This window comes from uncultured Aggregatibacter sp., from assembly GCF_901873365.1.
Lineage (GTDB): Bacteria > Pseudomonadota > Gammaproteobacteria > Enterobacterales > Pasteurellaceae > Aggregatibacter.
Genome location: NZ_CABFLM010000048.1, coordinates 13,871 through 35,110 on the forward strand (window position 1 = coordinate 13,871; position 21,240 = coordinate 35,110).

General features: G+C 42.6%; 18 protein-coding genes, 1 tRNA gene and 1 pseudogene. 12 read left to right on the forward strand and 8 right to left on the reverse strand.

The window, feature by feature from the left end:
• The first annotated feature begins 27 nt into the window (after positions 1-27).
• Both aceF and lpdA read left to right on the forward strand, forming a co-directional pair.
• Positions 28-1,923 carry a pyruvate dehydrogenase complex dihydrolipoyllysine-residue acetyltransferase gene (gene aceF, locus QZ106_RS02605; protein ID WP_295973871.1) on the forward strand — a complete coding sequence of 632 codons (1,896 nt, stop codon included), beginning with the start codon at positions 28-30 and terminating at the stop codon, positions 1,921-1,923.
• Positions 1,924-2,037: 114 nt separating this feature from the next.
• Entirely contained in the window at positions 2,038-3,462 is a 1,425-nt protein-coding gene (gene lpdA, locus QZ106_RS02610) for a dihydrolipoyl dehydrogenase (RefSeq protein WP_033002559.1), read from the forward strand.
• A gap of 179 nt (positions 3,463-3,641) precedes the next feature.
• Here the strand turns inward: lpdA and QZ106_RS02615 are convergent, their stop codons facing one another.
• The 3 genes from QZ106_RS02615 to QZ106_RS02625 form a co-directional block, all read right to left on the reverse strand.
• Positions 3,642-4,472 (reverse strand): DUF4198 domain-containing protein, encoded by an 831-nt coding sequence (locus QZ106_RS02615; protein WP_295973875.1) that lies wholly within the window; start codon positions 4,470-4,472, stop codon positions 3,642-3,644.
• Between the two features lie 126 nt (positions 4,473-4,598).
• Entirely contained in the window at positions 4,599-5,531 is a 933-nt protein-coding gene (uspE, locus tag QZ106_RS02620; protein ID WP_295973876.1) for a universal stress protein UspE, read from the reverse strand.
• 120 nt (positions 5,532-5,651) lie between these two features.
• Positions 5,652-6,425 carry an FNR family transcription factor gene (locus tag QZ106_RS02625; protein ID WP_021616200.1) on the reverse strand — a complete coding sequence of 258 codons (774 nt, stop codon included), beginning with the start codon at positions 6,423-6,425 and terminating at the stop codon, positions 5,652-5,654.
• Positions 6,426-6,535: 110 nt separating this feature from the next.
• Between QZ106_RS02625 and QZ106_RS02630 the strand changes: the two genes are divergently transcribed.
• Both QZ106_RS02630 and dinB read left to right on the forward strand, forming a co-directional pair.
• Positions 6,536-6,682, forward strand: coding sequence for a hypothetical protein (locus QZ106_RS02630; protein ID WP_021616201.1), 147 nt, complete (start codon positions 6,536-6,538; stop codon positions 6,680-6,682).
• Between the two features lie 17 nt (positions 6,683-6,699).
• Positions 6,700-7,782, forward strand: coding sequence for a DNA polymerase IV (gene dinB / locus QZ106_RS02635; RefSeq protein ID WP_295973886.1), 1,083 nt, complete (start codon positions 6,700-6,702; stop codon positions 7,780-7,782).
• Between the two features lie 16 nt (positions 7,783-7,798).
• On the opposite strand, the gene QZ106_RS02640 is transcribed toward dinB, so the two are convergent.
• Complete coding sequence (locus tag QZ106_RS02640) at positions 7,799-8,260, reverse strand: Lrp/AsnC family transcriptional regulator (protein ID WP_295973888.1); 462 nt, start codon at positions 8,258-8,260, stop codon at positions 7,799-7,801.
• 138 nt (positions 8,261-8,398) lie between these two features.
• Here QZ106_RS02640 and QZ106_RS02645 point away from each other — a divergent pair, with 138 nt between their 5' ends.
• Complete coding sequence (locus QZ106_RS02645; RefSeq protein WP_295973891.1) at positions 8,399-9,316, forward strand: EamA family transporter; 918 nt, start codon at positions 8,399-8,401, stop codon at positions 9,314-9,316.
• A gap of 367 nt (positions 9,317-9,683) precedes the next feature.
• A complete protein-coding gene (locus QZ106_RS02650) occupies positions 9,684-10,985 on the forward strand; it encodes an ATP-binding protein (protein WP_295973893.1) in 1,302 nt (433 codons plus the stop codon).
• Between the two features lie 191 nt (positions 10,986-11,176).
• Here the strand turns inward: QZ106_RS02650 and QZ106_RS02655 are convergent, their stop codons facing one another.
• Together QZ106_RS02655 and QZ106_RS02660 are read right to left on the reverse strand one after the other, a co-directional pair.
• Positions 11,177-11,545, reverse strand: coding sequence for a rhodanese-like domain-containing protein (locus QZ106_RS02655; RefSeq protein WP_295973895.1), 369 nt, complete (start codon positions 11,543-11,545; stop codon positions 11,177-11,179).
• A 217-nt stretch (positions 11,546-11,762) separates the two neighbouring features.
• Positions 11,763-12,584 (reverse strand): D-hexose-6-phosphate mutarotase, encoded by an 822-nt coding sequence (locus tag QZ106_RS02660; protein WP_295973898.1) that lies wholly within the window; start codon positions 12,582-12,584, stop codon positions 11,763-11,765.
• 70 nt (positions 12,585-12,654) lie between these two features.
• Here QZ106_RS02660 and QZ106_RS02665 point away from each other — a divergent pair, with 70 nt between their 5' ends.
• The 4 genes from QZ106_RS02665 to fadD all read left to right on the forward strand — a co-directional run bounded on the left by QZ106_RS02665 (position 12,655) and on the right by fadD (position 17,670).
• Positions 12,655-14,601, forward strand: coding sequence for an ATP-dependent DNA helicase (locus QZ106_RS02665; protein WP_295973900.1), 1,947 nt, complete (start codon positions 12,655-12,657; stop codon positions 14,599-14,601).
• A gap of 2 nt (positions 14,602-14,603) precedes the next feature.
• Entirely contained in the window at positions 14,604-15,326 is a 723-nt protein-coding gene (gene tsaB, locus QZ106_RS02670; protein ID WP_295973904.1) for a tRNA (adenosine(37)-N6)-threonylcarbamoyltransferase complex dimerization subunit type 1 TsaB, read from the forward strand.
• A 31-nt stretch (positions 15,327-15,357) separates the two neighbouring features.
• The gene (locus QZ106_RS02675) at positions 15,358-15,912 is read left to right on the forward strand and encodes a Slp family lipoprotein (protein ID WP_295973907.1); all 555 of its coding nucleotides are present in this window, start codon (positions 15,358-15,360) and stop codon (positions 15,910-15,912) included.
• Between the two features lie 66 nt (positions 15,913-15,978).
• Positions 15,979-17,670, forward strand: a complete 1,692-nt coding sequence (fadD, locus tag QZ106_RS02680) for a long-chain-fatty-acid--CoA ligase FadD (protein ID WP_295973909.1) — start codon at positions 15,979-15,981, stop codon at positions 17,668-17,670.
• A 267-nt stretch (positions 17,671-17,937) separates the two neighbouring features.
• Here fadD and QZ106_RS02685 read toward each other — a convergent pair whose 3' ends face one another.
• On the reverse strand, positions 17,938-19,326 hold the full coding sequence (locus QZ106_RS02685) for a cytochrome c peroxidase (RefSeq protein ID WP_295973912.1): 1,389 nt from the start codon (positions 19,324-19,326) through the stop codon (positions 17,938-17,940).
• A 290-nt stretch (positions 19,327-19,616) separates the two neighbouring features.
• Here QZ106_RS02685 and QZ106_RS02690 point away from each other — a divergent pair.
• Positions 19,617-19,693, forward strand: a tRNA-Val gene (locus QZ106_RS02690).
• A 268-nt stretch (positions 19,694-19,961) separates the two neighbouring features.
• Here QZ106_RS02690 and QZ106_RS02695 read toward each other — a convergent pair.
• A pseudogene (locus QZ106_RS02695) lies at positions 19,962-20,592 on the reverse strand (FecCD family ABC transporter permease); the annotation flags it as partial.
• Positions 20,593-20,768: 176 nt separating this feature from the next.
• On the opposite strand from QZ106_RS02695, the gene QZ106_RS02700 reads away from it, so the two are divergent.
• Complete coding sequence (locus QZ106_RS02700; RefSeq protein WP_295973915.1) at positions 20,769-21,056, forward strand: hypothetical protein; 288 nt, start codon at positions 20,769-20,771, stop codon at positions 21,054-21,056.
• Positions 21,057-21,240: the final 184 nt, after the last annotated feature.

Consider the following 21,240-nt stretch of genomic DNA (forward strand, 5'->3'; position numbering starts at 1 on the left):
TTCCAAACGTTTAAAAGGTAAAAAGAAATGGCTAAACAAATTCAAATTCCGGATATCGGTAGTGATGAAGTGACCGTTACCGAAGTGATGGTAAAAGTTGGAGATACGATTACTGCGGATCAATCCATCATCAATGTTGAAGGTGATAAAGCATCGATGGAAGTGCCGGCACCTGAAGCAGGCGTGGTTAAAGAAGTGTTAGTGAAAGTGGGAGATAAAGTGACCACCGGCACGCCTATGTTGGTATTAGAGAGTGCTGACGCAGCACCTGCACAAGCCGCTCAACCGGCCGCGACTCCTGCCACTGCACCAGCGACTGCACAAGTGGTTGATGTGAATGTACCGGATATCGGTTCTGATGAAGTCAACGTTACTGATGTTATGGTAAAAGTGGGTGATCGTGTTGAAGTGGATCAATCCATTATTAACGTTGAAGGCGATAAAGCGTCTATGGAAGTGCCAGCACCTGTTGCCGGTATCGTGAAAGAAATCATCATTAAAGCGGGCGATAAAGTCTCCACCGGCACATTGATTATGCGTTTTGAAGTTGCCGGCAGTGCGTCTGCTTCAGCACCAGCGGCCTCTGCGCCAGCTGCTGCACCTGCCGCACCGGTTGCCGGTGGTGTGAAGGATGTAAACGTTCCGGATATTGGTGGTGACGAAGTTAACGTGACTGAAATTATGGTCAAAGTAGGCGATAGCATCACAGAAGAGCAATCGTTAATTACCGTTGAAGGTGACAAAGCTTCTATGGAAGTGCCTGCACCATTTGCCGGTGTCGTTAAAGAAATTTTAGTGAAAGCGGGTGACAAAGTCTCTACCGGTTCATTAATTATGAAATTTGAAGTGGCAGGTGCCGCACCGGTTGCCGCAGCTGCACCACAAGCCGCAGCGCCTCAAGCCGTATCCGCAGCCGCGCCGGCAGCACAATCAGGCAATGTATCCGGTTTGAGCCAAGATCAAGTTGTTGCAAGCGCAGGCTATGCACACGCCACACCGGTGATTCGTCGTCTTGCACGTGAATTCGGTGTAAATCTTGATAAAGTAAAAGGTACCGGTCGTAAAGGTCGTATCGTTAAAGAAGATATTCAAGCCTATGTGAAAACTGCTGTAAAAGCATTTGAAACCGGTACGGTTTCTGCTGCAGCCGCAGGTAATGGCGTAGCGAATGGTGCAGGTTTAGGCTTGTTACCATGGCCGAAAGTGGACTTCAGCAAATTTGGTGAAGTAGAAGAAGTTGAGTTAAGCCGTATTAACAAAATTTCCGGCGCGAATTTACACCGTAACTGGGTCATGATTCCACATGTGACGCACTTTGATCGCACCGACATCACCGACTTAGAAGCTTTCCGTAAAGAGCAGAACAAGATTGTTGAAAAACAAAAATTAGACGTGAAAATCACACCAGTGGTGTTCATTATGAAAGCGGTTGCCAAAGCATTAGAAGCGTTCCCGCGTTTCAATAGTTCTATTTCTGAAGATGGCCAAAAATTAACGCTGAAAAAATACATCAACATTGGCGTGGCAGTAGATACACCAAACGGCTTAGTCGTGCCTGTCTTTAAAAATGTGAACAAAAAAGGCATTATCGAGCTTTCTCGCGAATTAATGGAAGTCTCTAAAAAAGCCCGTGACGGTAAACTTTCCGGTTCCGATATGCAAGGCGGTTGTTTCACCATTTCAAGTTTAGGCGGTATTGGTACAACGCACTTTACGCCTATCGTGAATGCGCCTGAAGTAGCCATTTTGGGTGTATCCAAGTCTGAAATGCAACCGGTTTGGAACGGTAAAGAGTTCGAGCCTCGCTTAATGCTTCCGTTATCATTATCCTTCGACCACCGCGTGATCGATGGTGCAGATGGTGCGCGTTTCTTAAGCTATATCAATGGGGTATTAGCGGATTTACGTCGCTTAGTGATGTAATCTGTAGGGTGGGTTTCAGCCCACCGATTAATGAGATCTCTTGGTGGGCTGAAAGCCCGCCCTACAAAGATCGCAAAGTGCGGTCAAAAATTTGAACGTTTTTACGAGGTAAAAATGAGTAAAGAAATTAAAACCCAAGTCGTGGTGCTTGGTGCCGGCCCTGCTGGTTATTCAGCGGCGTTCCGTTGTGCGGATTTAGGCTTAGAAACCGTATTAGTTGAGCGTTATTCAACCCTTGGTGGGGTATGTTTAAACGTGGGTTGCATTCCTTCTAAAGCATTATTGCACGTTGCAAAAGTGATTGAAGAAGCAAAACACGCAACAAAAAATGGTATTTACTTCGGTGAACCACGTATTGATTTAGATGAAGTACGTGCTGGTAAAGAAGCGGTTGTAGCAAAATTAACCGGTGGTTTAGCCGGGATGGCTAAAGCACGTAAAGTCACTGTAGTTGAAGGTTTGGCGGCATTTACTGATCCGCATACGTTAGTGGCACGCGATCGTGATGGTCACCCAACAACAATCAAATTTGATAACGCAATTATTGCAGCCGGTTCTCGCCCAATTCAATTACCTTTCATTCCACATGAAGATCCACGTATTTGGGATTCAACAGATGCGCTTAAATTAAAAGAAGTGCCGAAAAAACTTCTTATTATGGGCGGTGGTATTATCGGTTTGGAAATGGGGACAGTTTATCACGCATTAGGATCGGAAATTGAAGTGGTAGAAATGTTCGACCAAGTTATCCCTGCTGCGGATAAAGATGTTGTGGCAATTTATACCAAACAAATCGAGAAAAAATTCAAGTTAATGCTTGAAACCAAAGTTACCGCGGTTGAAGCAAAAGATGATGGCATCTATGTTTCAATGGAAGGTAAAGCCTGTAACGATACTAAACGTTATGATGCAGTGTTAGTGGCGATTGGCCGTACACCAAACGGCAAACTAATCGATGCCGGCAAAGCAGGCGTTGAAGTGGATGAGCGTGGTTTTATTCATGTGGATAAACAAATGCGTACCAATGTGCCTCATATTTTCGCAATTGGTGATATTGTTGGTCAACCGATGTTGGCGCATAAAGGTGTTCATGAAGGTCACGTTGCAGCGGAAGTCATTGCCGGACAAAAACACTACTTCGATCCGAAAGTGATTCCATCTATCGCTTATACTGAACCAGAAGTGGCTTGGGTGGGTAAAACTGAGAAAGAATGTAAACAAGAAGGCTTAAACTACGAAGTGGCTAAATTCCCTTGGGCGGCATCCGGTCGTGCGATTGCCTCTGAATGTTCAGAAGGGATGACCAAATTAATCTTTGATAAAGATACTCATCGCATACTTGGTGGCGCCATTGTGGGTGTGAACGGTGGTGAATTATTAGGTGAAATTGGTCTTGCGATTGAAATGGGTTGTGATGCAGAAGATATTGCATTAACGATTCATGCCCACCCAACACTTCATGAATCTGTTGGTCTTGCGGCTGAAGTGTTTGAAGGTTCAATTACTGACCTTCCAAATGCTAAAGCGAAGAAAAAATAATAAAGTGGATTAAAATCATTAAATCATCATAAAAAAGAAGAGTTTCCCGCTTAGAAAAAATATCGCTAAAAAGGAAACTCTTATTTTATGCTTATTATACTGACATTCTTATTGGCAGAGAATAAAAAAGCATTTCCACTTGCGTTAGCGGAAATGCTCATTAAGTTGTGATAATGCTACTAGTGATGATGTTCGTGCGGGGTATATTGCGCGCGTTTTTCACCCACCGGCAAGACCAATGTCGCATAACTGGCTGAATGTTGGCACACTTTAGGGTCGCTAAAGGCTGTTTTATGTACCACTTTGACTTTCCATAATCCTTCAATTAATGGTAAGAAATTCACTTTGCCGTCTTTATCCGTTTTGCTGGAAAAACCCTGAATTTCACGGTGATCTTCAGCAGATTCAATATCTTTAACAACCACGGTGTCTGCTGTTGCAATTACGGTTTCACCAGCCAATGGTTTACCTTTATAGAAAATCTGTAATGGGAAAACTTCACCTTCTTTGAGTTCAGCAGGATTTTTGAGTGGCACAATTTCTAATTCTTGACCTAATTTTTCTTTAAATACCGTTGAATCAGCTTTATCACCGACGGTCACTAAGCTTTTACCAAACATTTGCGTTTGTTCACAATACGTGGCATCCGTCATTTGTTGCATATTTTCTTGCTTCCAGCCCTTTGCATTTTGCGACCAAAATGTTGGTTTATAGGTCGCGCTTACCCAATACGAACCTTCTGCCAATGGCTTTTCTGTAGTGTATTGATAATTTTCCCCTTGTTGTTTGAGCTCGCTGGTCATGCCATTTTTATCGGTTAATTCAAGTGGTGCAAAAAAATGCAAGCGATCTGCTGCAATTTTCTCAGCATACGGAAAATGATGACCGTAGGCTAATTCTGCATTAAGTGCTTCTTTTGTGTTAATATGTGCCGGCGCGACAACCCAAACTTCATGTGCTTGTACTAAACCGGCTAATCCTAATAATGTGATCAGTAATGATTTTCTCATTCTTTGTTTCCTTTTTGATGGGTGATTAATTAAAAATCAAAATAAAAAGTAATTTCGTAGTGTGAAAAAAGTAATGTAAAAAAAAGGAGTAGTCAATAAAAATATGCACTACTCCCAAAATTTATCTTAATTGTCCTTTTTTGATGGCTTTATGGCTAATAAATTGCAGTTTAATTTACTAATTACGTGTTCTGCCGTGTTACCTAAGAAAGCCGCGGATAGGCCTGTTCGTCCAATCGTTCCAAGAATAACCAATTCCGCTTCTAGTTTTTCTGCTACTTGAGGAATAACGTCTTCCGGGAAACCTTCTAGAACATGCGTATGATCATCGCTTATCCCATATTTCTGGCGTAATGCTTTCATATTTAACAAATACTGTCCGCGTAATCCGCTATTGCAGTCGCCAGTGCTAAATTCCGGTAAGTCAATTGCCATATTAATCGGGGTTGGCGGATAGGCAGTAACCAGATGAATATTGCCTCGGTCTAAGGAATCGGCTAGGTCCATACTGAGTGAAACCAATTCATCATTAAATGAGCTATGTGCCTCGTTTTCATCATCAGAAACGTTTACCGCGACTAAAATACGACGTTGATGTTTCCAGTCACCGTCTTTTACCACCAAAATTGGCGTAGGACATTTACGCAAAATTTGCCAATCTACCGGGGTAACAATTAAAGATTTCAAGCTTTCTTCTGCTTTCGTGTATTTCACCACTAAATCATAATTATGGGTTTCCACTTCGCGAGTAATGGCTTCTGCTTCATTGCTGTGCCAAACCACAGTAGAGGAGAATTGGATGCCGTCAGAGGCGTATTTTTCAATATACGGTTGAATCGCTAACTTGCGCTGTTCAATGACGTTATGGCGCATTTCTGTCCGTTCTTCAGAAGAAAGGAGCGCCGACATTTCGTAAGATAAGTCATAAATGGCAAGGAATAGGGTAATATTGACGGGATTTTGGCTTTTTTGCTCTTGTGCTAAGCGAACGGCTCTCGCAAGGGCGTATTGTTTGTCATTTTCCGGGTTTAAGACCACCAGTATATTATTGAATTTCATACACAACCTCCATTATTGCGATGGCAAATAGGGTAGAACATATTTGCTGAAATAACAAGGTACGGTCTTTAAAAAGGTGATCTAGTGCAACATTTTTGCTGCACTAGTAATAAGGCTGGCTTAGATAACCATTTTGATTTTTGTTTTATTGGTACCGGATAATTCGATTAATTCAGCCATATTATTAATCGTAATGTATTTACCTTGAACCGATAGAATACCCAATTTCTGGAAGCGGCCTAACAACCGACTGATGGTTTCAACCGTTAAACCAAGATAGTTACCAATATCACCACGCGTCATGGTTAAACGGAATTCGCGGGCAGAAAAACCGCGAGCGGAATAACGCTGGGAAAGGTTATAAATAAAGGCGGCCAAGCGTTCCTCTGCGTTCATTTTCGACAATAATAAAATCATTTCTTGATCGCTTTTGATTTCGTTACTCATCAAACGCATAATTTGTTGGCGTAATTTCGGCATTTTGCCGGATAAATCATCTAAAATATCAAAGGGAATTTCACACACCATCGCTGTTTCTAACGCTTGCGCAAAACTAGGATGCTGCATATTCATAATGGCATCAAAGCCAACCAAATCACCGGGTAAGTGAAATGAGGTAATCTGCTCTTCACCGGTTTCGCTAATGGTATAAGATTTAATCGTGCCGGAACGAATTGCGTAGATTGACGTCAGTTCATCACCGGCTTTGAAAAGGACTTGGGATTTCTGAATAGGCTTCTTGCGCTCAATAATATTGTCTAACTGGTTCAACTCGTGCTCATTGAGTGTAAAAGGAATACACAACTGACTAATACTGCAGTTTTGACAATGGATAGCACATCCTCCTGATTGAACTCGACGTCCTAATTTTGTCTCTGTCGTTAGAATTTTCATCTGTTCCCCAAATTCAAAGAAAACGTATTAAAAATGGTGTAAAATTGATCTGCCTCAATAATACCACTAAATGGTCAATTTAAGAAGTATAAAACACCGAGCGAGGATTTATGGCTGCCGAAAAACTCACGAAAAAACGCTTAATTCAGATTCTTATCATGTTGATAATATTACTGATTGCATTCTTTTATCGCACTTTTTCTTATCAACCTGAAATACCGCCTCAAGAAACATCGCAAAAAGTCACCGCACTTTAGTTGTCTGAACTTTAGTTATGTCTGATATGTTGAATGGCAAACCCAGAAAAATTATCCATATTGATATGGATTGTTTTTATGCTTCCGTTGAAATACGCGAAAATCCCGCATTAGCCGATAAGCCGGTTGCGGTGGGAGGGCGTGCCGAACAACGAGGGGTGTTGAGCACCTGTAATTATATTGCTCGTCAATTTGGGTTACATAGTGCAATGCCTACTGCCCAAGCCTTAAAACGCTGCCCGAGTTTGGTGTTGTTACCGGTGAATATGCCGTTGTATCGCACAGTTTCTCAACAAATTCATCAAATCTTTCAACGTTATACGTCTATTATTGAGCCGCTTTCGCTGGATGAGGCTTATTTAGACGTGACCGATTGTGATAAATGCGCCGGTTCCGCCACATGGATTGCGCAGGAAATTCGTCAGGCGATTTTCAATGAACTTCATCTTACTGCGTCTGCCGGCATTGCGCCGTTAAAATTCCTCGCCAAAATCGCCTCTGATCAAAATAAACCTAACGGACAATTTGTGATTGAGCCGAAAGAGGTGAGTGATTTTGTCGCCAATTTGCCTTTAAAGAAAATTCCCGGTGTGGGCAAAGTCACCGCGGAAAAATTACGGCAAATGGGATTGGTGTGCTGTGCCGATGTACAGAAAACGGAGCGTCACCTGTTGTTAAATTTATTTGGCAAAATGGGGCAACGCATTTGGCAGTATAGCCACGGTATTGATGAGCGGGAAATTCAGCCGCACCGTGAGCGCAAGTCTGTGGGCGTGGAAACCACCTTATTAAGTAATATCCATCAGTTGGAAGAAGGCGTTAACGTGTTGGCAACCCTGTATCCGCAGTTAGTGAAGCGCGTGCAACGTGCTTGCCCGGAAATGCCTTTGACACAATTAAGAAAAATTGGCGTGAAACTCAAATTTGAAGATTTCCAAGTAACAACATTGGAGAAAAGTGCGGTGGAATTTTCACATGAAAATTTTCAACAATTGCTGGGGCAAATTTGGGCGCGCCGGCAGGGGAGAAGCATTCGCTTAATCGGCTTACACGTCACCCTGCCGGAAGAAAAAACCTCGGAACAAATGAGCCTCTGGTAATTTAGGCAACATTAGGCTATAGAATAATTTTGCTTTCTGCCTTAAAAAAATTCATCACAAACTGACTTTTGTAACCTTTCACATGGGCGCCACCGATTAACACTTGATGAATAAAACGGTGGTAGCTTGTCATATCTTCTGTATGCACCAACAGCAAATAATCATAATCGCCGGAAATTTCATAACAGGCGATCACATCCTTCTCCCCGCGCATTTTGCGTTCAAATTCAGCTTGATAATGAGATTGTTGATTATCTAACTCCACCAACACAAATACGCTAATGGATTTCCCAACGGCGGAAGGGGAGACAATGGCCACTTGTTTGGTGATAACGTGATGTTGTTTAAGTAACTGAATACGGCGTTGGCAGGTGGCAATCGTGCTGTTAACCCGATCAGCCAGTTCTTTTAGCGGAAGGGTGGCATCCGTTTGCAATTCATTAAGAATCGCCCGATCGAGTTTATCTAAGTGGTACATAATTTCATCATTTGAGAATTTTTACCAAAATTAACGTAAATTTTGAGAAATTATCTCATTATTCCCGATTAATTGAAATGGGTTATTTAGCGCTTTAAGTATAATTTCCCCAAAATCAACTAAGGGTGGAGGAGAGCAATGCAAACGGTATCCAAAGGCGTGTGGCTGTGTATTTTTTCGCAAAGTTTGTTTGGCATTATGTATTTATTCAGCGCATGGATGTTGCCGTTAAATGGTACGGATGTTTTTGTTTTGCGTATGATCGGATCATTATTTGCCATATTGGCGATCTTATTACCCATAATGGGCTTATCCGGTTTGAAAACCTTTATTCGCAATGAATTAGGGGCAAGTTGGAAACGCTGGTTAACCTTTTTAATGGGTAGCGCCTTGGCAGGTAGTCAGTTTTGGTTATTTATGTGGGCACCGGTGAATGGCGAAGGCGTGAATGTGGCGGTGGGCTACTTTTTATTTCCCTTAGTGATGGCATTCGGCGGTTATTTATGGTTTAAAGAACGCTTAACCTTATTACAAAAAATGGCGTTATTTTTAGCCGCACTGGGTGTTGCTCATGAGTTGTGGACGACACAAACCTTCTCTTGGACCAGCCTATGGGTCTGCTTGGGTTATCCACCGTATTATTTAAGCCGTCGAGCTATGAAAACACCGGCGTTGCAAGGCTTAACGTTAGATATTATTTTTATTTCGATTCCCTGCTTTATTTACTTGGCATTTCAACCGAATATAACAGATTTACTGGTCAGTGATTCGCGCTATTGGTTGTTCGTGCCATTATTGGGATTAATTAGCGCCGTTTCCGTGACTGCCAATCTAAAATCCGGTCTATTGTTGCCTGTGAGTTTATTTTCCATGATGAGCTATCTTGAACCAAGCCTGCTTTTTTTATTCGCCATTTGGTTCTTACACACACCGGTGAATGAATCCGCCTATTTAACCTATTTTTTCATTTGGAGCGGATTGCTGTTGTTAATGTTAAACAGCCTCTACCATTGGCATTTTTCCTCCCGCAAGACGTTACATACAAAAACCGTCTAAAGCAATTAATCATCTCTTCTGTAGCGTGCAACGTGTTGCACGAAATTGTGAATGCCTGAAAGGGTTAAATAACGTTCCGTGCGTGGGTTGATCGTGCATCAAGATGCACGCTACACACGAAATCGTGAATTACGTATTGAGGTTAATCATCCGTGCAACAAGTTGCATGCGACGAGAGGGCAAATATACGCATAGCGTATGGTTTTATAGCTAGGCTTTGGCTGGCGATAATCAAAATTTTACATTGAATAAATGTTAAATTTCTCCATTTTTACGTTGGAAAAAGTATTTATTATATAGATTTTTCGTTAGAAAAAATGTTTAAAGCTCGCTATAATCTATTCAATTCATCACGTTGAGAAACATTATGCAGCGAAAAATCATCCAATCCTTAGAAAAATGGAAGCACAAAACCAACCGTAAACCATTGATTATTCAAGGGGCAAGGCAGGTTGGTAAAACTTGGGCGATGAAATACTTTGGCGAGACATCCTTTGAGAAAGTGGCGTATATCAACTTTGATAATAACCCTCGCATGAAAACGTTATTTTCTGGCGACTACGATATTGAGCGCTTAATACTGGGTTTGAAAATTGAAAGCGGTGTCGATATTCAACCGGAAAATACCCTGATTATTTTTGATGAAGTGCAAGAAGTCCCGAAAGCACTATCATCACTGAAATACTTTTATGAAAATGCACCGCAGTTTTATATCATCGCAGCAGGCTCATTACTGGGCGTATCGTTACATCATCAAGCGTCATTTCCTGTCGGCAAGGTGGACTTTCTACCGCTTTATCCCATGGATTTTCACGAATTTCTAACCGCACTTGGCAAACAAGATTTGGTGAAATTGCTTGAACTGAAGGACTGGTCGCTGATTTCCGCCATGAAAACGACCTATATTGATTTGCTCCGCTTATATTATTTTGTCGGCGGTATGCCGGAAGCGGTAAAGGTATTTGTTGACACGCAAAATGTTAATGAGGTTCGCCAAGTGCAGCGTAACTTATTGATGGCGTATGAGCAAGATTTTTCCAAACACATTTCAGATGGCAACACGGTGCAAAAAGTGCGGTCAATTTGGGCTTCAATTCCTGAACAGATTGCCAAAGAAAATAAAAAGTTCATCTATTCGCAACTTCAAAAAGGGGCGAGAAGCAAAGATTATGAAATTGCTCTGCAATGTCTAAAAGACAGCGGTTTGGTGCATCCTGTACCTCGCGTGAAAAAGCCACATTTGCCTCTTTCCGCTTATCAAGATAATGCCTTTAAATTATATGGCTTAGATGTGGGACTGCTTGCCGCACAAAGTCATTTGGATGCGAGTGTACTGTTAGAGGGTACCCGTATCTTCAGCGAATTTAAAGGCGCATTGACTGAACAATACGTCCTGCAACAGCTGATTGCCACGCAAGACAATCCGGTGTTTTATTGGGCAACTGAAAAAGGCACGGCAGAGGTCGATTTTATTGTGCAACGTAAGCAAGCTGTGATTCCGATTGAAGTTAAAGCGGAAGAAAATTTGAAAGCGAAAAGTTTAAAAGTGTATGTAGAACTATTTCAGCCCGAACAGGCTATTCGCTTTTCCATGGCAGATTATCGGGAACAGGATTGGATGGTGAATGTGCCGTTGTATAATATTGAATCTATCTTAGACGAAAATTAAGGGAGCTATTATGATTGATAATACATTTATTGCAGTCGGCATACCATCTTATTATCCTAGTAAGGATTTTCCTAATAAAATGGTTAATGACATATGTTTTGAGCCTCTTGATTAAACAAATAGACTTATAAAAAATCCCCTAAATACTCCTGTGAGAAATTTAGGGGATTGTTATTTTAAATAAGGCGTGCTTATTTCATGCCTTTCTTAACCAAATCCTCATAACCGCCATGGTTGGTAACGTTGGTGTAACCTGCTTTTTTCAGTGCGTTTAACGCCACTTCTGCACGGCGACCGCTGCGGCAGTAGAGGTTGATAGGTGCATCTTTATCCGGGCTAACAGCTTGGATGCGGTCAAGGATTTGCTCGTGCGGAATGTTAATCGCATCTTGTAAATGGCCTGCATTAAATTCTTCGGCGGAGCGAACATCGATCCAAATGCCTTTTGTATTTGCTTGCTGCGCCATTGCTTTTTCTGTTTCTGGCATAGAAGCTGCAGAGGCAGCTAAGGGCGCTGTCATCGCAGCAGCGAAAACGACCGCAGTCATTAATTTTTTCATGATTTAATCTCCTTTTATATGGATGGTTATGTGTTTTGAATCGCCCATTATGTTACTCACAAACACGGCAGTAATAAATGGAAAAGTAGGTTAAAAATAAAACATTTTACGAATTGGTTTGATAGGGAGCTAAGGGGATTTAAGGGAATTTAGCCAAAGCTCAAGCGATCAGATGTTGAGTGTTGAAAAACATCTAAAAATCTGACCGCACTTTGAACTATTTCACACTCAATCTCACCGCCACGGTTTCGTCCGCCTCAAGGTAGCGATGGATTCGCGCGGTTTCTACGCATACCATGGTTTGATAGCCGTTTTCTGACATGTTGCTTGTGGCTTTGTGCCATGGGTTCCATAACACCACATCGCTGGCATTTTGATGTGTTACGAATAGGGTACGATGGTTGGTTTGGTCGTGAATTTCTGTTGGCTGTTGTGGCGCGGTATAAATGCAATCCACGTTTTCGTTGATGGCGCGTGGTGAAGGTACGGTTTCCTGTGATTTAGTGAGAGAGTTAAAACAGGTTGTTGGCAGGTTGGCGATACTCGTGTTGGCGATGTTGCCAATATTGAAATAACTGTGTAGCGCCAGTTGCACGTTTTCCATGCCGGTTTCGCCGTAGTGAGTAAAGCGTAGGTCGCAATGTTCGGTGAATAGCATTTCGATTTTAGCCAAGATGATGTTGTGTTTGGAAAATAACGAAAAAACCAACCGCACTTTGTCGCTGCTAATCTCGTAGTCGCTTAATTGCCACAGGCTGGTGCGAGCGAAGCCATGCGCCGGCGTGCCGGCATTATTAAACCATGGATAGCAAATCGGGATGCCGCCACGAATTGCCGTGCCGGCTTTAAACGGTTCGATGTCACTTAACCACAATACGTCTTGCTTGCTGTGCGCCGGTTGCCAGCTGAATAAATGCGCCCCTTGTAAGGCGATTTTTGCGGTGCCGACGGCGTGGTGTAAATGTAAAACAGGAATATCGTTATACGCATATAAACTCAATTCCGGCGTGATCTGTTGTTGCAATTGAATGTTCATCATCTTGTCCTTGTTGATTCAGAAAGAGGGGAAATCTGCTATACTGTGCCGACTTTTTAACAGGTGAAAAATAATGGCGTATTCAAAACAAATTAGCAAGGCATTTTCCCCAGACGGTGCATTGAGCGCCCATATCAAGGGCTTTCGTCCCCGCGCAGAACAGGTCGACATGGCGACGGCGGTGGGCAATGCCATTGAACAGCAAGGGGCGTTAGTGGTGGAAGCCGGCACGGGCACGGGTAAAACCTTTGCGTATTTGGCGCCGGCGTTATTGGCGAAAAAGAAAACCATCATTTCCACCGGTTCCAAAAACTTGCAAGATCAGCTGTTTAATCGCGACTTGCCCGCCATTCAAAAAGCCCTCGGGTACAGCGGCAAAATTGCGTTGCTCAAAGGGCGTGCCAATTATTTATGTTTAGAGCGTTTGGAACAGGTGATTGCGCAAGGCGTGCTGGGTGATCGTAGTGTGCTGCACGATTTATCCAAAGTGCGCAAATGGCGCAACGCCACGAAGACCGGCGATTTGTCCGAATGCATTGAAATTGCCGAAGACAGCCCGATTTTGCCTCAACTCACCAGCACGGCAGAAAGTTGTTTGGGGAGTGATTGCCCCAATTATGCGGATTGTTTTGTGGCATTGGCGCGTAAAAAAGCGTTGAATGCGGATTTGGTGGTGGTTAATCATCACTTATTTTTTGCCGACATGGCAGTGAAAGAAAATGGCTTCGGTGAATTGATTCCAAATGCAGAGGTGATCGTGTTTGATGAAGCGCATCAACTGCCTGATATCGCCAGCCAATATTTCGGTCAATCGGTGACGTCCCGCCAACTTTTTGATTTATGTAAAGACATTCAAATTACCTATCGCACCGAAGTGAAAGACATGAAACAGCTTGGTGTGGCGGCGGATCAGCTGTTAAAAATCGTGCAGGATTTCCGTTTAATGTTGGGTGAAGGCAATTTGCGCGGCAACTGGCGGCAAATGCTACAACAAAGTGCGGTCAAAAAAGCCTTTGATTTTTTACTGGAAAAACTGAATTTTACTGCCGAAGTGGTGAAATTGTGCTTAGGGCGTTCACAAATGCTAGATAGCATTTTTGAGCGCATTGCGCAGTTACAAAATTTACTTAAACGCTTGACGGAAACAGAAATCACGGGCTATTGCTATTGGTTTGAGTGTATCGGTCGCCAGTTTGGGCTGCATATTACCCCGCTCACCGTGGCGGATAAGTTTGGTGAGCAAATGGCGAAACAAAAATGCGCGTGGATTTTCACTTCTGCCACCTTGGAAGTGGGCGGCACTTTTGCCCATTTTTGCCAGCGTTTAGGTATTCAAGATGCGGAGCAGAAAATTCTGCCGAGCCCTTTTAATTATGCAGAGCAATCCTTGCTTTGCGTGCCACGTTATCTGCCGGCAACCAATCACAGTGGCACGTTCACTCAATTAGGCAAAATGTTACTGCCGATTATCGAAGCCAACCAAGGCCGTTGTTTTGTGCTTTGCACGTCTTACGCCATGATGCGCAGTCTGGCAGACTATTTTCGTGAAAACAGTGAATTGACGATTTTATTGCAAGGCGAAACAGCAAAAACGACGTTATTGGAACAATTTATTTCGCAATCGCACAGCGTGCTGGTGGCAACTTCCAGTTTTTGGGAGGGCGTGGACGTGCGGGGCGATGCCTTGTCGCTGGTGATTATTGATAAACTGCCGTTTACTGCACCTGATGAGCCATTATTGAAAGCACGCATTGAAGATTGCCGTTTGCAGGGCGGCGATCCGTTTAACGATATTCAGATTCCCGAAGCGGTGATTACCTTGAAGCAGGGCGTTGGGCGATTAATTCGTGATGTGACCGATCGCGGTGCTGTGATTATTTGCGATAACCGTTTGGTGATGCGCCCTTATGGAGAAACCTTTTTGCGCAGTTTGCCGAATTTTAAACGTACGCGGGATTTGCACAAAGTGGTACAATTCTTAACAACGTTAAAGACAGACGATAACAACGAATCAATATAAATATGAAAAATGTCACATTATTAGCTTTAGATACTGCAACAGAAGCTTGTTCTGTTGCTTTGTTACGTGGTGGTGAAAAAACACATTTAGCGCAATTTGCACAGCGCGAACACACCAAACATATTTTGCCGATGGTAGATGAAATTTTGGCACAAGCAGACATGACGCTACATCAAGTGGATGCCTTGGTTTTCGGCCGTGGTCCGGGTAGCTTTACCGGTGTGCGCATTGGTGCAGGCATTGCACAAGGCCTAGCTTTCGGGGCTGATTTGCCGGTGATTCCGGTGTCCAATTTGGCCGCCATGGCACAAGCTGCCTATGCGAAATATCAGGCAGAAAATGTGCTGACAGCCATTGATGCCCGTATGAATGAAGTGTATTTCGCCCAATGGCAGGCGCAAAAAGTGCGGTCATATTTCGGCGAGTTTTTAGATTGGCAACCAGTTATTGCCGAGCAGGTGTGTAGCCCGTCAAAAGTCATTGAGCAAGTGGCTCAACAACATCATGAAAATGCCGTTTTAGCAGGAACCGGCTGGGCGGCTTATCCTGAGTTAAAAGAAGCGAATCTTGGTAAAGCGACAGAGATCACCTTGCCTTCCGCTTTATATATATTGGATTTGGCATTGCCAAAATGGTTTGCCGGCGAGACCATCAGCCCGTTGGAGATTGAACCGATTTACTTACGTAATGAAGTGACGTGGAAGAAATTGCCGGGGCGAGAATAGATTTTAATCACCTTTTGAGAGGAGCATTAAAATGAGCAAAAAAATAGGGTTAATATTGACCGCACTTTCTCTTGTTTTAACCGGTTGTGTGTCGGCGCCGCAAGGGTTAGAGCCAAAACAATTTGATGCATTAAATTTAAATAACATCCAACCGCAAGATTATGATTGCCGTTGTGTGAAAGTGCGTTTGGGCGGCAAAGTGATTTCCGCTACCGCATTAAAAAATCAGACAAAAGTGGAAGTGTTAAATCAAACTGTCGCGTATTTCTCTGCAAAACCGATGATTGATAGCCACAGCAATGGGCGATTTATTGCCTACTTAAACGGCTTTGTGGACCCAGAAAACTTAAAAGATCAATATATTACTGTTGCTGGTGTATTAAGCGGCAAAGAGCCGGGCAAAATTGATCAAGCAGATTACAGCTATCCGGTGGTGCAAGCCCATCAATATCGTCTTTGGAAGTTAGTACAAGAATATTATTACGATCCGGATGACATGTATGATTACGGGCCGTTTTATCCATACGGTTGGTGGGCGCCGAGATTTATGTGGGCCGAACCACGCCTTCGCTATAATTTGTATTAAGTTTTGGCGGAATATTAGAATTCCGCCTCATTTTATAAAAATAAAGAAAAAAGATTAGGAATCACCATGACTAAACCTTGGTTTCAAAATTATCCGGAAGGTTCTGAGCGTGAATTGGATACGTCAGAATATGATTCGATTTTAGATATGTTTGATAAAGCGATTCGCGAACATCCCGACCGTGCCGCTTATATTAATATGGGGCAAGTGTTAACGTTTCGTAAATTGGAAGAACGCAGCCGTGCTTTTGCAGCCTATTTGCAAAATGAATTGAAGTTAGAGCGTGGCGACCGTGTGGCGTTAATGATGCCGAATTTGTTGCAATATCCAATCGCCTTGTTTGGTATTTTACGCGCGGGTCTTGTGGTGGTGAATGTGAATCCGCTTTACACACCACGCGAGTTAGAACACCAACTTCAAGACAGTGGTGCTAAAGCCATTGTGGTGGTGTCTAACTTTGCTTCTACGTTAGAAAAAATTGTTTTCAACACCTCTGTGAAACACGTCATTTTGACCCGTATGGGCGATCAGTTATCTTTTGGTAAACGCACATTAGTGAACTTCGTAGTGAAATACGTGAAGAAACTCGTGCCAAAATATAAGTTGCCAAATGCGGTCACGTTCCGTGAAGTGTTGAGTGTCGGTAAATATCGTCAATATGTGCGTCCGCAAATAGAACGCAATGATTTGGCCTTTTTGCAATACACCGGTGGTACCACGGGCGTCGCGAAAGGCGCGATGTTGTCGCATGGCAATATTATTGTGAATGTGTTCCAAGCCAAGTGGATTGCCTATCCTTTTGTGGGCGATCGGAGTCGTGAACGATTAGCCATTTTGGCCTTGCCGTTGTATCACGTTTTTGCCCTCACCGTGAACTGCTTGCTGTTTATTGAATTGGGGGTGACTGCCGTATTAATTACGAACCCGCGTGATATTCCGGGTTTTGTAAAAGAACTGAAAAAATATCCGTTTGTGGCGATTACCGGCGTGAATACCTTGTTTAACGCCCTGTTAAACAATGACGAGTTGAAGAACGTAAATTTCTCTGCCTTAAAACTTTCCGTGGGCGGCGGCATGGCGATTCACCAATCCGTTGCCACTCGTTGGCATGAATTGACCGGTTGTAACATTATTGAAGGTTACGGCATGACGGAATGCTCTCCGCTAATTGCAGCATGCCCGGTGAATGTAGTGAAGCATAACGGCAGTATTGGTGTGCCGGTGCCGAATACAGACATTCGCATTGTGAAAGAAGACGGCTCTGAAGCCGCTCTCGGTGAAGCCGGGGAGTTGTGGGTGAAAGGCGAACAGGTGATGCAAGGTTATTGGCAACGCCCGGAAGCCACCGCAGAAGTGATCAAAGACGGTTGGATGGCAACCGGTGATATTGTGATCATGGATGAAAGTTACAGCTTACGCATTGTGGATCGCAAAAAAGACATGATTTTGGTGTCCGGTTTTAACGTGTATCCGAATGAAATCGAGGATGTGGCAATGTTAAACAATAAAGTGGCTGAAGTGGCGGCAATCGGCGTGCCAAATGACGTGTCAGGGGAAACCATCAAACTCTTCGTTGTGAAGAAAGAGGACAGTTTAACCCGTGATGAGTTGCGACAACATTGCCGCAAATATTTAACCGGCTATAAAATTCCAAAAGACATTGAGTTCCGTGAGGAATTGCCGAAAACCAACGTGGGCAAAATTTTACGTCGTGTTTTACGTGATGAAGAAATTGCGAAACGTGCGACAACTGCCTAAGTTATTTTATTAATCAATGCGAGAGAGAATGTCGCTTTACAGCACATTCTCTCCTTTATTTCTATGACATATCAAATAAAAGAATGTAACAGTTCGTAGCGTGCATCTTGATGCACGACCAAATTACGCACGAAACGATATTTAACCCTTTCGGGCATTCACGATTTCGTGCAACAAGTTGCACGCTACGATTCTAAAAAAGTGCGGTGAATTTTTACGACGTTTAAAAACGTGTTGAAAATCCACCGCACTTTTTATTGATGGCGATTATTGCAATTTCTTACCTTCAAACTCACCATTAAGACTTTCTAAGAAAGACGTAATGTCATCAATGTCTTGTTGTTGCGGTTTCGCCACATTGCTTTGATATTTCAGCATGATACGAACAGCTTCTTTCAAGTCTTTTGCAGAAGCATCGTGCATATAAGGCGCAGTTAATGCGATATTACGCAATGACGGTACTTTAAAGCGATGCATATCATATGGATCCTTGGTTTGTGAGAAACGACCTTGATCGGCTTCCGTGATTGGTGTGCCGCGATCTTTGAAGTAATCGCCGTAAATACCCATGTATTCATAAGATTGGCCGCCCATATTCACACCGGTATGGCAGGTGTCGCATTTATGTTTCTTAAACAATTCGTAGCCTTTTAATTGCTGCTCATTTAATGCGGTTTTATCGCCTTTTAAGTAGCGGTCAAAATCGCTATTTGGGGTGATCAAGGTTTTTTCATATTCACCGATAGCGTGAGTTAATGTCGCTTGGCTCACTTCAGGATACACTTTCAAGAATTCTTTTTGGAATTCTTCATCCTGTTTAAATTTCGCTACAATGTCATCCCATGAATGGCTGCCCATTTCGACCGGATTAATTGGTGGTCCTCCCGCTTGTGCGGCAAGATCGATTGCGCGACCATCCCAGAATTGAACAAAGTTAAATGCGGCATTAAATACGGTTGGCGCATTGATACCCCCTTTTTTACCGTCAATACCGGTGGAGACATCTAAGCGGTCAACCCCACCTTTGTCAAGCTGGTGACAGCTGTGGCATTGAACGGTGCTATCTGCAGAGAGGCGGTCATCCATAAAGAGTTTGCGACCAAGTTCTACTTTGGCAGGATCGGTCATAATAGCATCGGGAATTGGTTGGATCAGATTGTGGGGATTGGCGCCTTGCGTATTTGCCGGCAAAAAGGCCTTGCGTTGCTCACGAATCCAATTTAATAACGTGGTTTTCTCACTGTCATCAGGGCGACTTCCCCAGTGAATATGGCGGAATTTAGCTACCGGCATTTCGTTATTTTCAATCACACGTTCAAGTTTTGCTAAATCCACTTCAGATAATTTACTCGGATCTTTTAAGCCATCCAGTAATTTATTTAATAAAAAGACGCGTTTACCTGATTCAATATCATGGCTTAAGATAGCATCTGTGAAGGGAAGGTTAGCGTAGAAAGGCAAATCAGCATTCGAGGTATGACAATACTGGCAACCATTATCAAACAAAATTTTGGCAACTTTCTGTTGTTCGGCAGAGTAATTACCCTCAGCAAGTAATTTTTCTGACTGTCCTTTATCATATTGATGGATATATCCAACAACGCCTAAATAACCGGCAATCGCAATGACGGCGACTTTAAGTGCAAATTTTTTCATCCTTTGTGCTCCAATGTTAGAAAAGTAAAAATAGCAGCGCGATTTTGACGAAAAACGAAATCTAAATATATGATTTAAATCAATAAAAATGATTTGAAAAAACGATGGATGAAATTGATTACATTAATCAAAAAGAGGTATTTTATGAAATGACTTGTCATTGAAGCATGGTAAACCCAAACACCAAAAGGAAAATCCCGTTTTTTTGTATATTTTTTTTGCATTCAGTCAACAAATACGATAAAAAGCTTGTGTTAATACAAAAAGCTAGATATTATCGCACGCAATTTGCGACCGTAGCTCAGTTGGTTAGAGCACCACCTTGACATGGTGGGGGTCACTGGTTCGAGTCCAGCCGGTCGCACCATCTTTTCCTTTCATAAAGTATCATAAAGTTCCATTCATCATATAAAATCAAATATTTATAGCCTTTTTGTTTGTTTTATTGTCTCGTAGAGTTTCATAGAGTATCATTCAATTTTATGATTTTAGTATTACATTTAAGATGCACGCTACGCATGAGATCTTGAATTACGCATAGCCTATGATTTTTATAGTCTGGCTTTGGCTGGCTATAAATAAAAAACAACCGCACTTTTTCAAGTACGGTTGTTTCGTTATTTTAAATAAGCGAGTAATGACAACACGTTAATGCGCCAACGCATCATTAATAACGCGATGGTAGTCAGCAAAATCATCGGTGAAAGCAGGCTCAGATTTTTGTAATCCACTTTGGTCAAACTCCCCATTTGCCAATACACGATATCGGCAAGTTGAGTTTCCGGATCAGCAAGATATTTAATTAAGCCAAGGCAAGCCATCATAAAGCCGGAAATGATAATCCCGAAAAGCACCAGAATAATCGTGGAATCGCGTCGTACCAGTTTCGGCAAGCTCATGGTCATTAGCACAGCTATCAATCCGCCTACAAACGCCAAACCTTGAATAGCAAATAACCCCAAACCTAATAAAATGGCAACAGCCGCACCAACACAAGCACCACCGGAAACGCCCAGTAAATCTGGTGATACCAACGGATTGCGGAAAATCCCTTGGAATGTTGCCCCAGCCACCGCAAGCGCAGAACCGACTAAAATGGGGCAAGAATGCGCGGTAATCGTAGGTTGAAAATGATGTTGTTTTTTACATCACTGGTGTTATTGCCCATTAAGCTTTGTACTACGTTGTCAATCGGAATGGCAAAGCGCCCCAAGAGAGGGAAAATAACGCCAGTACGACAAGTAATAGGGTTAATAAGATTTTTATTCATTGAGAAAGTGCGGTTGGTTTTAAATGCATTCATTATATATGAGATTATATTACATCTTTGCAATTCATTTTATATAATGAAATTAAGGGATACGTTAGATAGGGTATTGCAGCAAACCAACAAGGAAAGATAGCTAAACTCACACGTTACCGTTACACCAACTGAAAGTTGGGTGTATGATTATGACCCACTGGGTAGACGGATTGCGAAATCCAAGCTGAACAAGCAAGGCGAAAAACAATGCCACACGCAATTTATCTGGGACGGTTCACACTTGGTGCAGGAAATCCACAAGGGGAAAAATGGTGCAGAAACCGATCGCACTTTTACCTACATTTACACTTATCCTGACAGCTATGAGCCGCTGGTCCAGTGTTACAAAGAAGGCAATAATGCCGAACATACCGTGAACTACTTCCACTGCGACCAAATTGGCGAGCCAAGAAAGATCAATATCTAAGTAAAGATATTGCTAGAAAAATAGCTTTAAAGATGGCTGGGATTCCAATTATATCAGTGCCAATTGCTCAAAATAGAGTTCTAGGTTGGGAACAATATATGAATAAATTAAAAGAGAAATTATTCGGTATTCAACAGAAAAAAATTTTAGAATATTGGAGAGAGAATAAATTAAAGAGTTTATT

What these genes read in the sequence shown, in the direction of transcription:
- aceF (WP_295973871.1), top strand. Translation starts at nt 28, where the DNA reads ATGGCTAAACAAATTCAAATTCCGGATATCGGTAGTGATGAAGTGACC.
- lpdA (WP_033002559.1), top strand. Translation starts at nt 2,038, where the DNA reads ATGAGTAAAGAAATTAAAACCCAAGTCGTGGTGCTTGGTGCCGGCCCT.
- QZ106_RS02615 (WP_295973875.1), bottom strand. Translation starts at nt 4,472, where the DNA reads ATGAGAAAATCATTACTGATCACATTATTAGGATTAGCCGGTTTAGTA.
- uspE (WP_295973876.1), bottom strand. Translation starts at nt 5,531, where the DNA reads ATGAAATTCAATAATATACTGGTGGTCTTAAACCCGGAAAATGACAAA.
- QZ106_RS02625 (WP_021616200.1), bottom strand. Translation starts at nt 6,425, where the DNA reads ATGAAAATTCTAACGACAGAGACAAAATTAGGACGTCGAGTTCAATCA.
- QZ106_RS02630 (WP_021616201.1), top strand. Translation starts at nt 6,536, where the DNA reads ATGGCTGCCGAAAAACTCACGAAAAAACGCTTAATTCAGATTCTTATC.
- dinB (WP_295973886.1), top strand. Translation starts at nt 6,700, where the DNA reads ATGTCTGATATGTTGAATGGCAAACCCAGAAAAATTATCCATATTGAT.
- QZ106_RS02640 (WP_295973888.1), bottom strand. Translation starts at nt 8,260, where the DNA reads ATGTACCACTTAGATAAACTCGATCGGGCGATTCTTAATGAATTGCAA.
- QZ106_RS02645 (WP_295973891.1), top strand. Translation starts at nt 8,399, where the DNA reads ATGCAAACGGTATCCAAAGGCGTGTGGCTGTGTATTTTTTCGCAAAGT.
- QZ106_RS02650 (WP_295973893.1), top strand. Translation starts at nt 9,684, where the DNA reads ATGCAGCGAAAAATCATCCAATCCTTAGAAAAATGGAAGCACAAAACC.
- QZ106_RS02655 (WP_295973895.1), bottom strand. Translation starts at nt 11,545, where the DNA reads ATGAAAAAATTAATGACTGCGGTCGTTTTCGCTGCTGCGATGACAGCG.
- QZ106_RS02660 (WP_295973898.1), bottom strand. Translation starts at nt 12,584, where the DNA reads ATGATGAACATTCAATTGCAACAACAGATCACGCCGGAATTGAGTTTA.
- QZ106_RS02665 (WP_295973900.1), top strand. Translation starts at nt 12,655, where the DNA reads ATGGCGTATTCAAAACAAATTAGCAAGGCATTTTCCCCAGACGGTGCA.
- tsaB (WP_295973904.1), top strand. Translation starts at nt 14,604, where the DNA reads ATGAAAAATGTCACATTATTAGCTTTAGATACTGCAACAGAAGCTTGT.
- QZ106_RS02675 (WP_295973907.1), top strand. Translation starts at nt 15,358, where the DNA reads ATGAGCAAAAAAATAGGGTTAATATTGACCGCACTTTCTCTTGTTTTA.
- fadD (WP_295973909.1), top strand. Translation starts at nt 15,979, where the DNA reads ATGACTAAACCTTGGTTTCAAAATTATCCGGAAGGTTCTGAGCGTGAA.
- QZ106_RS02685 (WP_295973912.1), bottom strand. Translation starts at nt 19,326, where the DNA reads ATGAAAAAATTTGCACTTAAAGTCGCCGTCATTGCGATTGCCGGTTAT.